The 12,760-nt window shown below is 46.6% G+C and carries 13 protein-coding genes; 9 read left to right on the forward strand and 4 right to left on the reverse strand.

Annotation, left to right across the window (positions count from 1 at the left end):
- Positions 1 to 61 precede the first annotated feature (61 nt).
- Both JFC06_RS03165 and JFC06_RS03170 read left to right on the forward strand, forming a co-directional pair.
- Positions 62 to 481 (forward strand): PACE efflux transporter, encoded by a 420-nt coding sequence (locus JFC06_RS03165; RefSeq protein WP_198333934.1) that lies wholly within the window; start codon positions 62 to 64, stop codon positions 479 to 481.
- Between the two features lie 45 nt (positions 482 to 526).
- Positions 527 to 841 carry a DUF4031 domain-containing protein gene (locus JFC06_RS03170; protein ID WP_198333935.1) on the forward strand — a complete coding sequence of 105 codons (315 nt, stop codon included), beginning with the start codon at positions 527 to 529 and terminating at the stop codon, positions 839 to 841.
- A gap of 73 nt (positions 842 to 914) precedes the next feature.
- Here JFC06_RS03170 and JFC06_RS03175 read toward each other — a convergent pair whose 3' ends face one another.
- On the reverse strand, positions 915 to 1,805 hold the full coding sequence (locus JFC06_RS03175; RefSeq protein ID WP_198333936.1) for a LysR family transcriptional regulator: 891 nt from the start codon (positions 1,803 to 1,805) through the stop codon (positions 915 to 917).
- A 249-nt stretch (positions 1,806 to 2,054) separates the two neighbouring features.
- Here JFC06_RS03175 and JFC06_RS03180 point away from each other — a divergent pair, with 249 nt between their 5' ends.
- Positions 2,055 to 3,185: an S-(hydroxymethyl)glutathione dehydrogenase/class III alcohol dehydrogenase gene (locus JFC06_RS03180; RefSeq protein WP_226949422.1), complete on the forward strand. Its 1,131-nt coding sequence runs from the start codon at positions 2,055 to 2,057 to the stop codon at positions 3,183 to 3,185.
- Positions 3,186 to 3,340: 155 nt separating this feature from the next.
- Here the strand turns inward: JFC06_RS03180 and JFC06_RS03185 are convergent, their stop codons facing one another.
- Both JFC06_RS03185 and JFC06_RS03190 read right to left on the reverse strand, forming a co-directional pair.
- A complete protein-coding gene (locus JFC06_RS03185) occupies positions 3,341 to 4,051 on the reverse strand; it encodes a haloacid dehalogenase type II (RefSeq protein WP_198333937.1) in 711 nt (236 codons plus the stop codon).
- Between the two features lie 29 nt (positions 4,052 to 4,080).
- Positions 4,081 to 4,734, reverse strand: a complete 654-nt coding sequence (locus tag JFC06_RS03190; RefSeq protein ID WP_198333938.1) for a DsbA family oxidoreductase — start codon at positions 4,732 to 4,734, stop codon at positions 4,081 to 4,083.
- 438 nt (positions 4,735 to 5,172) lie between these two features.
- On the opposite strand from JFC06_RS03190, the gene JFC06_RS03195 reads away from it, so the two are divergent.
- The 6 genes from JFC06_RS03195 (at position 5,173) to JFC06_RS03220 (ending at position 11,984) form a co-directional block, all read left to right on the forward strand.
- Positions 5,173 to 5,826 (forward strand): 2Fe-2S iron-sulfur cluster-binding protein, encoded by a 654-nt coding sequence (locus JFC06_RS03195; RefSeq protein ID WP_198333939.1) that lies wholly within the window; start codon positions 5,173 to 5,175, stop codon positions 5,824 to 5,826.
- Entirely contained in the window at positions 5,823 to 6,815 is a 993-nt protein-coding gene (locus tag JFC06_RS03200) for an FAD binding domain-containing protein (RefSeq protein ID WP_198333940.1), read from the forward strand. The genes JFC06_RS03195 and JFC06_RS03200 overlap by 4 nt, the downstream gene beginning before the upstream one ends.
- 2 nt (positions 6,816 to 6,817) lie before the next feature.
- Entirely contained in the window at positions 6,818 to 9,238 is a 2,421-nt protein-coding gene (locus JFC06_RS03205; RefSeq protein ID WP_198333941.1) for a xanthine dehydrogenase family protein molybdopterin-binding subunit, read from the forward strand.
- A gap of 92 nt (positions 9,239 to 9,330) precedes the next feature.
- Complete coding sequence (locus tag JFC06_RS03210) at positions 9,331 to 10,671, forward strand: XdhC family protein (RefSeq protein WP_198333942.1); 1,341 nt, start codon at positions 9,331 to 9,333, stop codon at positions 10,669 to 10,671.
- Positions 10,668 to 11,378 (forward strand): nucleotidyltransferase family protein, encoded by a 711-nt coding sequence (locus JFC06_RS03215; protein WP_198333943.1) that lies wholly within the window; start codon positions 10,668 to 10,670, stop codon positions 11,376 to 11,378. Before JFC06_RS03210 ends, JFC06_RS03215 begins: the two co-directional genes overlap by 4 nt.
- A gap of 36 nt (positions 11,379 to 11,414) precedes the next feature.
- Complete coding sequence (locus JFC06_RS03220; protein WP_198333944.1) at positions 11,415 to 11,984, forward strand: GNAT family N-acetyltransferase; 570 nt, start codon at positions 11,415 to 11,417, stop codon at positions 11,982 to 11,984.
- Positions 11,985 to 12,012: 28 nt separating this feature from the next.
- Here JFC06_RS03220 and JFC06_RS03225 read toward each other — a convergent pair whose 3' ends face one another.
- A complete protein-coding gene (locus JFC06_RS03225; RefSeq protein WP_198333945.1) occupies positions 12,013 to 12,684 on the reverse strand; it encodes a class I SAM-dependent methyltransferase in 672 nt (223 codons plus the stop codon).
- Positions 12,685 to 12,760 lie beyond the last annotated feature (76 nt).

The raw sequence follows: 12,760 nt of genomic DNA on the forward strand, positions 1-12,760 counted from the left end.
GCTGCTGCTGATGACTGTATGTAATCAATAATGTGAGCCAATAAACCCATTAGGAAGTTTTATGCGTACCACTAAAGACCGAATTCGACATGCCTTAGGGTTCGAAATTATAGGTCTGCTGATCTTTGCCCCATTAGCCAGCTTGGTGTTTGGCTTCGAGTTACATCTAATGGGAATGATGGCCTTGGTGGGTTCTATCGTCGCTACCATTTGGAATTATTTTTATAATATTTTGTTTGACCGCGGCATGCTCAAACTGTGCGGTACGCTACAGAAGACGGTTCTAATTAGAGTGCTGCATGCGATACTGTTTGAAGGTGGGCTACTACTGTTATTTTTACCCGTCATCGCTTGGTATTTAAATATTAGCCTCTGGGAGGCATTCAAGATGGATATCGCAATGGCAACCTTTTACCTAGTCTATGCCTTTGTCTATAACTGGGTTTATGACCAGATATTTGCTATCCCAAAACACAGTTAAAGGGTGTTTTTGACGTTAAATAAGATGTATATGAGGGGCTGTGTTATGGCGATATATGTGGATTTTGTCCGTATAGAGTTTAGAGGGTTTAAGTGGTGTCACATGCTGGCCGATACGTTGCAAGAACTGCATGACTTTGCGGCATGGATTGACGTCGATAAGCGTTTGTTTCATCGCAATGCCAGTTATCCACATTATGATATTACGGTACAAATGCGCGAAATAGCGATTGCGCACGGTGCTATCCCAGCCGATAGACACAAGATCATCGAGTGTGCCAAGAAGCTAAAGGTAGAGTTAAAGGGTCAAACAGGGCTATCCGAGCTTTCTGAGGTCAGTTATTCTGCGAGAAATCGGTAATACGGCTTCGCTTAAATTGGCAATCAGCTTTAACGATTGTCTAATTATTGTCTAAAGATTTTCCTAAAAATGTCTAATCTAAATGTTCTGCTAAATAGTCAACGAGTACTCTAATCTTTGGTGATAGATGACGGTTGTGGGGATAAACGGCCCAAATACTTTCCTCGGGCTCCCTATAGCGATCCAACACACTCACCAGTTCACCGGATGCGATATACTTTTGCACATAGTAATCAGGTAGTTGCACAATCCCCAAACCTTTTAAAGCCGCATCAACCAGACTATGACCGCTGTTATATTGCACGGTTCCAGTCACCCGTAGATTTCTTTCTTTATCTGTTTTTTGACTGGCACCTTTAGCCGTGTCGATAAAATGCCAATAATCACGAGTACCCAACAAACAGTTATGCTGATTCAGTGCGCTTAGCGTATGCGGAGTACCGTGTTTTTCAAGGTAAGCGGGCGCTGCACAGACAAAGTTGGTGCGATGACTGAGCTTTTTGGCCATCAGGGTCGAATCGCTTAATTTGCCGATGCGAACCGCTAAATCGTAGCCGCCCTCAACCAAATCAATCTTTTGATTGCTTAAAAAAGCCGTCACTTCGATATCGTGATATTGCCTCATGAAGTCATTTATCAGCGGCAGTAATTGCTGCTCACCATACGTCACAGGTGCGGTCAGTTTAATCCTACCTTGAGGTTTTGATTGTAAGTGACCGACGGCTTGCTCGGCCGCGTCTAAGCCATCGAGCACCCCGCGGCAGTGTTGATAAAACACGCGGCCTTCTTCTGTGAGTGAGACTTTGCGCGTTGTCCGATAGAGTAATTTGATGGCAAGTCGCGTCTCTAACGCACTTATCTGCCGACTGACTTGCGCGGTGGACAACCCCAACTCTTTTGCCGCGCGGGTAAAGCTTTCGTACTCCGCGACATAAACGAACTCGCTAATACCATCCCAGCGCATGATTATTACCATTATGTAAAAGACATTTGCAAATATAGCATATTGTTATCCTCAGAGAAAAAACTATAATGGTCACTATTAAAGCAAAGCACAAAACGCTACTGCCTGGCAGCTTGCCTACACTTGCCTGTGCTTGGTAAGCAAGATAAGCTAGCATTATTATCAATTGAGCCAGTCGCTTTGTAGCCCTTTTAAAGTGACACGACTATATCCCATAAAAACAATCCATTAAAAAAAGAGAGCATTGATATGTCAGATAAATTTATTAAATCCAAAGCCGCTATTGCATGGGGCCCAAAGCAACCACTATCGATCGAAGAAGTGGATGTCATGCTGCCCAAAAAAGGCGAAGTATTGGTAAAAATCGTAGCCAGTGGCGTTTGTCACACGGATGCCTTTACCTTATCTGGCGAAGATCCAGAAGGCGTATTCCCAGCGATCTTGGGTCATGAAGGCGGCGGTATCGTTGAGCAAATCGGCGAAGGCGTGACCAGCGTTGAAGTTGGCGATCATGTCATTCCTTTGTACACAGCTGAATGCGGCGTCTGCAAAATGTGCCGCTCAGGTAAAACCAACCTGTGCTCTGCGGTACGTGAGACGCAAGGTAAAGGACTCATGCCAGATGGCACCACGCGTTTTTATAAAGACGGTGAGCCAATCTATCACTACATGGGTTGCTCAACTTTCTCAGAGTACACCGTTTTACCAGAGATTTCTTTGGCTAAAGTCAACAAAGAAGCACCGTTAGAAGAAGTGTGCTTGCTAGGGTGCGGGGTCACCACAGGCATGGGTGCGGTCATGAACACAGCGAAAGTTGAAGAGGGCGCAACGGTTGCCATCTTCGGCCTAGGCGGTATTGGACTGTCAGCAGTGATTGGTTCTGCGATGGCAAAAGCGCGCCGTATTATTGCGATTGACATTAACGAAAGCAAATTTGAGCTGGCCAAAAAATTGGGCGCCACTGATTGCATCAATCCTAAAGACTATGACAAGCCGATTCAAGAAGTCATCGTGGATCTAACCGATGGCGGTGTTGATTATTCATTTGAATGTATCGGTAACGTCGATGTCATGCGCTCAGCGCTTGAGTGCTGTCATAAAGGCTGGGGCGAGTCGATCATCATCGGGGTCGCAGGTGCGGGGCAAGAAATCTCTACTCGTCCATTCCAGCTGGTCACAGGTCGCGTCTGGAAAGGTTCAGCATTTGGCGGTGTCAAAGGTCGCACCGAATTACCGGGCTATGTTGAGCGTTATTTAGCGGGTGAAATCCCACTTCAAGATTTTATTACGCACACCATGCCATTAGAAGACATCAACGAAGCGTTTGACTTGATGCACAAAGGTGAGAGTATTCGCTCTGTGGTTCATTTTACAGAGTAAGCGATCACTACAGCATCAACGCCATAAAATAAAAATGCTACGCCTATTATTGGGGTAGCATTTTTTTGTTTTAGGAGAACGTTGTTGTGTTGTTGTGAGAGTACAGCGGCGCGTTTTACAGACGTTTTTAGTCAGTCTCTAACGCTGGCTGATATTTAACTTTGTTTTTGAGCAATGATCTCATCGGCAAGTGCGGTCAAAGTTGCTGCCGTAAAGTCAGGCACTGGCACATTGGTTGCCGGAAGCATGGCGTTATGCGGCCGCGTCAGAAAAGCGGCAGAGCAGCCAGCCGCTTGTGCGCCGATGGTGTCCCACAGATGACAGGCCACAAGACACAAATCGGACATGTCAACAGACAACGCTTTGGCGACCAGTTGGTACGTGTCAGCTGCAGGCTTAAACTTACTGACCGTCTCAACGCTAAAAGACTGCTCGAAAAACTCACTCAGTCCCGCTTTTTCCAGAGGCGTTGGGGAGGGACTGCTTGCTGAGTTGGTCAAAGTGACCAAGCGAAACCCCGCTTCACGCAAGCGAGTCAATGCTGGTATTACGTCGGGATGAGCGGGCATACTGCTCATGCGCTCTTTTAGCTCAGCAATGTCGTCCTCTGTCAGCGTCGTCTGATGAATATCAGCGGTCATGCGTAACGCGCCGACGCCAAGCTCACCAAAAGGGGTATAAAGACCGGATAAGGTCATGGTTTGTGAATAAAGCACCATCTGCGCAAACCATTCTCTGAGAACAGTCTGAGTACCAAAAACACGTGTAAATAAAGGCGCAAGCGTATTGATATCAAGTAGCGTTTCATTAACATCGAACACAATAATCGATGGGGCGTGAATAGAGGGAGAGTGGTCAGAGGCCATAAAAAATCCTTTTTATCATAAATGATGTTTTAGTCAGACATATTAGCCAGTTGCTCTAAAATATTAACGTAATTATCGACCCCTTGCGCCCCGCTGACCAAATGGCGCTCATTAAAAATGATTGCTGGCACGCTTTGAATGCCTTGCTGTTGCCAATGCTGCTCCGCCGCTCGTACTTCCTTAGCAAAAAACTGACCTTCTAACACTGCCAGCGCCTCACTACGATCAAGGCCAGTCTCTGCTGCAATATCGGCAAGCACGTTGATGTCGGAGATATCTCTATTATTGGTAAAATGCGCTGCAAATAATGCTTGTTTCAAATCATGCATGCGTCCTTGCTGATCAGCGAAATGTAGAAGCTGATGCAAGTTAAAGGTGTTGTGCATACGCGTGTCGTCAGTGAAGTTGAACTCAAAACCAACCTCTTGACCGGCTTCAGTCATTCTCTCTCGGCTGGCGTCTGATTCTTGCTTGGTTGAACCATATTTCTCAATGATATGTTCACGCAGATTTTGACCCTCGCTTGGCATATTGGGATTTAATTCAAACGGATGCCAATGAATGGTATGAGCCGTATTAGTTTGCTCAAGCGCTTTTGCCAGTTGACGATAACCAATGACGCACCATGGGCAAACGACATCTGAGACAATGTCTATGCGGAGTGGCTTTTCTGATTGTTTCATAATTCCTCGCAGGTGTTGTTATTTGTTTTTTGTCTAAGACGTCTGTCTAAAGTGATCTCTATCTAAAGTGTTATTAAGCCATCCTAAGAGAATGTGCAGACTATTACAATGCCATCTAAGTTACGACTTAAGTAGTGCAAATGTAACCAGTAATAAGGCGCTGATAAGCCGCATCTCTAAGGTTTTTATTTGTGAAAATAGCGATGCTTTAAGCCGCCATCAATAGGCATACTCACTCATTGAAAGTCTGCCTAATAACAAATCAGCGGCCAAAAAGTCTTCTGTTTTAGGGACGTTTTAGATTAAAAACTATACCTTAAGGACTACAAAGTAAAAACAAAACCCCCTTTTTGTTCAGTCATAATAAATGGATCAGCGCGACTGTTGAGGCGCGTTTATCACCATTCTTTTATGTTTATCTGCCAGCGAGAAGCCAGCATGTCTACTTTGACGTTAACCATTAATAAGCAGGATTATCAGCTCGATAATCTCGACACGCGCACGACACTGCTCGATGTCTGTCGTCAGCGCCTACAAATCACTGGACCCAAAAAAGGGTGTGACCACGGCCAATGCGGGGCCTGTACCATTCTCATCAACGGACGACGGGTCAATTCTTGTTTGACACTCGCTGTCATGCATGAGGGCGATGAGATTACGACCATTGAAGGTATTGGTATGCCTGAGTCGTTATCGGAGTTGCAGCAAGCCTTTAAAGATCATGATGCTTTCCAATGTGGTTACTGTACGCCTGGGCAAATTTGCTCAGCGACCGCGTTGATAGAAGAGATCAAGCAAAACTGGCCAAGCTATGTGACCACTGATCTGCAAAATCCTAATGGGTTGCTGGTACAAGAAATTGCTGAACGTATGAGTGGCAATATTTGTCGCTGCTCCGCTTATCCCAATATTATCAAGGCCATCTCACAAGTGCTTGAAAACCAAGTCAACGATCAGTCTCCAAGCTCTGAGACTCGGACAATGCAAGGGTCAGAAGTCACGGGCATTTGGTCACCGCCGCCTAGTGAAGCGCAGCTAAGCAGTTCATCGCAGAATACCGCCCACACGAAGGTAGCAGGAGGCCGCTCATGAAACGCTTTGAATATAGCCGTGCCGACACACCAAAACAAGCCGCCACTTCAGCGAGTCCAAAGGATGCCGCATTTATCGCTGGTGGTACCAATCTGTTAGATTTAATGAAGTATGAGATTGAGACGCCTATTAAGCTGGTGGATGTGACACGCTTAGAATTAGAGCAGATAGAGCCTACTGCTGACGGTGGTCTGCGTATCGGTACGCTAGTGACCAATAGTGATTTGGCGGCGCACCCTGATGTTGTGGCCAACTATCCGGTGTTATCAAGAGCGATTTTGGCTGGTGCCACAGGGCAGCTGCGTAATAAAGCGACTACCGGCGGTAACTTCTTACAGCGCACTCGTTGCTATTATTTTTATCAGACAGACAGTCCCTGTAACAAACGGGAACCAGGAACCGGGTGCCCCGCAATCAACGGCGAGAACCGAACCCTGGCTATTTTAGGTACGAGTGAGGCGTGTATCGCTCAGCACCCCTCTGATATGGCTGTCGCTATGCGGTTACTCGATGCGAAGATTGAGACTGTTAAAACAGATGGCAGCACTCGCACCATTCCTGTTAAAGACTTTTATTGTCTACCAAAAGACACCCCGCATATCGAAAATGTCTTGGAGAGCGGCGAGCTTATTACTCATGTGGTACTCCCAGCGCCTATCAAAGGAGTACACACTTATGACAAAGTCCGAGACCGCGCGTCTTATGCCTTTGCGCTAGTTTCTTGTGCTGCCGTAATAAACGTGGATGACAGTGGCAAGCTAACCACCATCCGTTTGGCGTTTGGCGGCATTGGCACGGAGCCTTGGCGTAATGAAAAGGTCGAGGCGCTACTAACGGATACAGATGGCAACAGTGATGTTATTAGACAGGCAGCAGATTTACTATTAAAAGAGGCCAAAGGTAATGGCCAAAATGATTTTAAAATACCACTGACGCGACGTTTATTAAAGCAAGTCATTCAGCGCGCATTAGCCGGCGAAGGAGCATAATCATGTCATTATTGGACTCAGTACTTCCATCAGAACCTACCAAAAAAATGATGATGAATGAGCCTGTTGGTTCCTTGTTTAGCGAGACGGCAAGCAATTTGGTTGGCAAACCCATTAATCGTGTGGACGGCTCCCTAAAGGTCAATGGTCAAGCGCCTTATTCAGCAGAGATTCATCGAGACAATCAAGTTTATGGCGTCTTGGTGAGTGCCAAGATTGCCAAAGGGCAAGTTGAAAATATCGATAGCAGTGCTTTAGAGGATATTCCTGGCATCATAAAAGTTGTGACGGATCCCAAACAGTTTTTGCGTAACCCCCAGCAGGGCGGCGAAACCAAAGCGCCAACGCAAGGTGTCAGCGAGATTTTTTATCATGGTCAGCCGATTGCCGTGGTCATCGCGGAGACTTTTGAGGCGGCAACAGAGGGGGCGCACGCTCTCGAGGTCAGCTATAAAGACGAGACGGAGCAAGCAGCATTAAACTTTACCAAAGAGCTGCCTAATGCGCATGAGGTCAATGAAAAAAAAGGCTCAGATAAAAACGCCGTAAATGGTGATCCAGAGCAAGGGCTGGCAGATTCTGAGGTGACGCTCGATCGCTTCTATCATACCCCAAGCCAGAGCAACTCTCCTATGGAGCCGCATGCGACCTTAGCCTACTGGGAAGAAGACAAGCTCATCATGTATACGTCCAATCAAATGATTGCTTCTTGTAAGCAACAAGTCATGGACGCTTTAGACTTAAATAAAGATCAGGTGCAACTGATATCGTATTATGTTGGTGGCGGCTTTGGCAGTAAACTGGGCATTGCGCCTGAATCGATTGCAGCGGCTATTGCTGCGAAAGAGCTGGACCGTCCTGTACTGATTTGTATGGCTCGCTCGCAAGTCATGGAAGCAACCGTCAGACGTTCAAATACTCGTCAGCGTATCGCGATTGGCTGTGATAAAGACGGTATTATCAACACTATGATTCACGATACTGTTAGCAGCAACTTGCCAGGGGAGGCTTTTTTTGAACCCACTGCCTTATCGACTAAGTATTTATACCGCGGTGAAAATCGCCGAGTAAACTACAAACAAGTTGATGTCAACCAAGTGCTATCAGGCTCTATGCGCGCCCCCGGTGAAGCGGTGGGTATGATTGCGGTTGAGTGTGCGATGGATGAGTTGGCCTCACAGTTGAATATCGACCCCATTGAGCTGCGCCGCCGTAACGAGCCTGAAAAAGACCCAACTCAAGATATTCCTTTTTCAACCCGGCAGCTTATTGCCTGTATGGAGCAAGGGGCCAAGCAGTTTGGTTGGGAGAAACGCAATACTAAGCCCGCCAGTCAGTTGGAAGGCGATTGGTGGATAGGGACGGGGATGGCAGCATCTGCGCGCGGTAACCAATTAAAACCTTCAGAGGCGCGAGCAACCTTACAAGTCGATGAAACAAAAGCGCTGGGTGTCAAAACCGTTATTGAAACGGACATGACTGATATTGGTACCGGCTCTTATACCGTGTTTTCGCAGGTAGCGGCTGAGATATTGGGCCTACCGATAGACCATATCGAGATGAAACTGGGTGATAGTAGTTTTCCTCCTGCTTCAGGTTCGGGCGGTAGTGTGGGTGCTGCCAGTGCGGGTAGTGGGGTTTATCTCGCGTGTGAGCAGCTGCGTGACATGCTGGCAGAAAAAGTCGGTCTTTACCCCGATACCATTCAGCTTGATAAAGGCCAGATTAAACGATCAGGTGAGCACCATCTAAGTAAGACAGAAGCGGCTGTTGAGGCGGTTAAAAATAAGACAGAAGGGTTAAAGCAGAAGGTCAATAAAAAAACGGGTATCGCGTTACCAGAGCCTGCCACAAGAGTATACGACTTTAGCAATTTTCAATCCTATGCTTTAGCAGATATCGTCGCTGAATATGATGAGCAAAAGCTCAGTGCCAAAGGACAAATCAAACCGGGCAAAAATGGCAAAAGCCATCGCCAATCGTCTTTTGGTGCCAACTTTGCTGAAGTTGCGGTACACAAAGTCACTGGGGAAATACGTATTAAACGTATGACAGGTGCCTTTGCAGCAGGACGTATTCTCAATCACAAAACAGCGACCTCGCAGTGCTACGGTGGTATGGTGTTTGGGATTGGTTCAGCCTTGATGGAGGAGATTATTCATGACAAGCGCGACGGCCGCATATGTAACCATGATCTTGCTGAATACCATGTCCCAGTCAATGCCGATGTACCGCAACTAGAAGTGATCTTAGTAGAAGAAGACGATCCTTATACCAACCCAATGCATATTAAAGGCATTGGGGAGACGGCGATTTCGGGTGCTGCCGCTGCTATTGCGAATGCAGTCTATAATGCTGTGGGTGTTCGGGTTTATGACTTTCCTATTACCCTCGACAAGCTGCTTTACGAGATGCCAGAGTGATTTTCGATCCCCGTTATTTTATAAAAACCCGCTTACTTGGCGGGTTTTTATAGCCTGAATATTTGTCACCCACCATTAAAATGAGAGGCGTTATGAACCAAATAGCTGACATTCTTAAGCTGGCAAGTGAAGCGCAGCAACAAAACGTTGATGCGGTACTAGCGACTGTCGTGCGTACGGACGGGTCAGCGTATCGTCGTGCTGGTGCCATGATGCTCATCTGTGAAGATGGCCGCTCAGTTGGGATGATTAGTGGGGGTTGCTTGGAGCCACATATCATTAAGCGCGCTTTTTGGCTCACTCGTCATGGCGCTACTGTACAAATCTATCAAACGGGTGAGGACATTGAGTATACGGAAAATGGCGACCCAAAAGAAGCTACTCAGGACAATGAAAAATATAAAAATGAGCATGAAGAGACAGAGTTACATGATGGCTTAGGGGATAACAGTGATAGCGAGTTAGATGAGTTGAATTTTGGGCTAGGCTGTAATGGACGGGTTCATGTATTATTCGAGCGGTTGGCGACTGCACAGCCGTTGTTGAATACCATCACCCAAGTTCGTCAAACGCAGCAGTCTGTCACAATAGCCACATTAATTCGTTCTAATGGCAGTCAACGTCAGACTTCTGAGTTAAAAGTTGGCACGCGATTCAATCTAGACGACTATCGTCATTCAGGAAAACTGGCAGCGCTTACTTCTGATAGTGCTCTTTCTCTAGCGGAGTCTGATGCTCCGATCAAGCTTAATAATGTGGTGGCAAAACTGCTGGAATATGAGCTGTTTGATAACAACGCTGAGTACGTTGTCTTAAGCGACGCGGCTGTATCTACCGAATGGCTAGTACAACGACTGCGCCCACAACCCCGCTTGTTGGTTTGCGGTGCTGGCAATGACGTAGTACCACTCGTCACTATGGCAAGGCTGCAAGACTGGCACGTGACGGTAGTAGATAGTCGCATACAATATGCGACGCGCGCGCGTTTTCCGCAAGCAGATAGGGTGATACATCTACCGCTGCCGAGTACGGAACAACTACTTAAACTGAGTCGTAATGCTGCCGTCGCTTTGATGTCGCACAGTCTGAGTCAAGACCGTGCTCGTCTCGCCGTACTGCTAGAGCATCCCGAGCATTATAGATATATGGGACAATTGGGCCCCCGCTATCGCACGGAACGCTTGATTAATGAGATTAGCGTGAGCAAAGCCGATCCGACCACTTTGGCTGAGGGTATTAATAAACTGCATTATCCTATAGGTTATAAGTTAGGTGGAGACGGGCCTGAAGCACTGGCACTTGGCATCATGGCACAGATAAACGCAGTTATGTATCAGCGGACGGCACCCGCAGAGTTTTTAGACACTGACCCTATCAGTGAAAAGGTCGCAAATACAGCTACTAGCAGTGATACGGCAACAAGTCTCGCATGATTAGTAACCCTTCCATGCAGATACCTGACAAACAATCGGCATCAAATCACGCCGTTATTGTTTTGGCGAGTGGTCTTAGCCAGCGTCTCGGTCAACCTAAACAGCTCCTCTACAAAGGTGGTGAGCCATTAATACGTTATATGACCAAACTGGCAGTGACGACAAATCCGCAAGGAGTCTTTGTCGTCATTCCTGATAACCATCCCGCGATTACTCATGCCATTTCTGACTTGGTGTTTCAGCATCCAGCAAGTCAAATATTGGTGAATAAAATGCCTCAAACTGGCATGGCACACAGTTTGTCTCTGGGTATTGCGGCGATAATGGACACAAGCTCAGCTATTGATCGAGTATTAATCATGGGTATCGATCAAATATTGCTCGATGCGCACCATCTAATGAAGTTGCTGGCAGGTAAGACATCTGTGGTGGCGAGCGGTTATCACAATTGGCCTCATGCAGATGAGGCAGGTGTTAGCGACATACTCAAAAAAGACATCATCGGATTGCCTTTAGTAATTGATGACGAGCTACTAAAAAAATGGCAGCCAGCACTAATAGGGGATAAGGGTTTGCGTCATTTGATTAGAAGCTTGCCGCCCAGTCAAATAAATACAGTTACCAATGCGCAGCTGAGCTATGATATTGATATACCCGAGCAGCTTGTTTATGCGCAGCAAAAAGGCTGGCTGGATAACAAGCCTTAACTGTACCAAAGTAATATCAACCCTTAAGGGAAAACAATGCCTGTGATAGAAACAGATCGCCTTTATCTTAGACAATGGCACACAAGCGACTTTGCGATATTCGCTGAGATGAATGCCGACCCTGAGGTGATGCACTACTTTCCTCAGGTACTATCGACTACTGTGAGCAACACCATTGCCAAAAAGTGTCAGCAGCTTATTAAAGACAAGGGTTGGGGATTTTGGGCGGTTAGCTTAAAAGACGCTACAGAGCCACGTGATGCTTTTATTGGTTTTGTAGGCTTGAATGAAACGCATGCGGATATGGCTTTTGCCCCTGCGGTCGAGATCGCTTGGCGACTCCATAAAGCTTATTGGGGACAAGACTATGCGACAGAAGCGGCACGCGCGGCGTTACATTTTGCTTTTACCGAGCTGGCACTTGATGAGGTTGTCTCATTTACCGCTGTCATCAATAAGCGTTCACAATTGATTATGCAGCGTATTGGTATGACCAAAACACAGGGCAATTTTTACCACCCTCTGCTTGATGCCAAGCATCCACTTGCTGAGCATGTGTTATATAAAATAACACGGCAAGAGTGGCAAAACGCTGTCGCAATGTAAACTTACTCACACGTGCCTTTTATGGTTTTTAGTTAGTATGATCCCGTGAAAACGTTAAAATGTGCCCCTTAAACGGCAACTCTAGATAAGTCGTATTTTCAGGTTTGACGTGCGCGCTGCTAAAACCAAATTCTATCATCTTACTGGTCAGCTTGTTTTTGCGTCCACGGCCAGGGTCTACCACGATGACCTCACAGGTTGGCCGCGCATGACGCGCGATGAATTCGGCCAAGATATCGATATGTTGATCTTCATAGAGCAAGTCGCTGCCGATAATGATATCAAATTGACCAAGGTGGCTATTGTCTTCTGCCCAATCTAGGCGCTCAAAACTGATTTCTTTATTGTTGTTTAGCGTGGTGTTGCGATCGAGAAAGTATTCAACCGTTGGATGATAGTCGGTCGCTGTGATATCTGCATGTCGGTGGTTAAGGAGTAAACTCGATAACGCCATACCGCAGCCCACTTCCAAAATCCGCTTGCCTGCAATGTCATAATCAAGCATATGATTGGCTAGCACCAAGCTTGACGGCCATATGACCCCAAACATCGGCCAAGAAGCCGAGCAAATACCCAGCTTTAATGCCTCATCGTCAGGGTCACTAAATTGTTGATTGTCACGCAGGGTACAGAGGTGGATATCAGTGTTGCCAATTTCAATCGTTTGATAACGCACGCGCACAGTGGTCAGCGAAGTCATAAACTGTCCTAAAAAAGAAGCAAGAGTGCAAGGTCTGGCAAGAGTTGCCACTTTCAAGAAGGTGTGTTTCTAAACA

The sequence above is a fragment of the Psychrobacter namhaensis genome (genome assembly GCF_016107545.1).
Classification (GTDB): Bacteria; Pseudomonadota; Gammaproteobacteria; order Pseudomonadales; family Moraxellaceae; genus Psychrobacter; species Psychrobacter namhaensis.

Excerpts from the sequence above, each read along its gene's own strand:
- JFC06_RS03165 (WP_198333934.1), top strand. The coding sequence starts at position 62 with ATGCGTACCACTAAAGACCGAATTCGACATGCCTTAGGGTTCGAAATT.
- JFC06_RS03170 (WP_198333935.1), top strand. The coding sequence starts at position 527 with ATGGCGATATATGTGGATTTTGTCCGTATAGAGTTTAGAGGGTTTAAG.
- JFC06_RS03175 (WP_198333936.1), bottom strand. The coding sequence starts at position 1,805 with ATGCGCTGGGATGGTATTAGCGAGTTCGTTTATGTCGCGGAGTACGAA.
- JFC06_RS03180 (WP_226949422.1), top strand. The coding sequence starts at position 2,055 with ATGTCAGATAAATTTATTAAATCCAAAGCCGCTATTGCATGGGGCCCA.
- JFC06_RS03185 (WP_198333937.1), bottom strand. The coding sequence starts at position 4,051 with ATGGCCTCTGACCACTCTCCCTCTATTCACGCCCCATCGATTATTGTG.
- JFC06_RS03190 (WP_198333938.1), bottom strand. The coding sequence starts at position 4,734 with ATGAAACAATCAGAAAAGCCACTCCGCATAGACATTGTCTCAGATGTC.
- JFC06_RS03195 (WP_198333939.1), top strand. The coding sequence starts at position 5,173 with ATGTCTACTTTGACGTTAACCATTAATAAGCAGGATTATCAGCTCGAT.
- JFC06_RS03200 (WP_198333940.1), top strand. The coding sequence starts at position 5,823 with ATGAAACGCTTTGAATATAGCCGTGCCGACACACCAAAACAAGCCGCC.
- JFC06_RS03205 (WP_198333941.1), top strand. The coding sequence starts at position 6,818 with ATGTCATTATTGGACTCAGTACTTCCATCAGAACCTACCAAAAAAATG.
- JFC06_RS03210 (WP_198333942.1), top strand. The coding sequence starts at position 9,331 with ATGAACCAAATAGCTGACATTCTTAAGCTGGCAAGTGAAGCGCAGCAA.
- JFC06_RS03215 (WP_198333943.1), top strand. The coding sequence starts at position 10,668 with ATGATTAGTAACCCTTCCATGCAGATACCTGACAAACAATCGGCATCA.
- JFC06_RS03220 (WP_198333944.1), top strand. The coding sequence starts at position 11,415 with ATGCCTGTGATAGAAACAGATCGCCTTTATCTTAGACAATGGCACACA.
- JFC06_RS03225 (WP_198333945.1), bottom strand. The coding sequence starts at position 12,684 with ATGACTTCGCTGACCACTGTGCGCGTGCGTTATCAAACGATTGAAATT.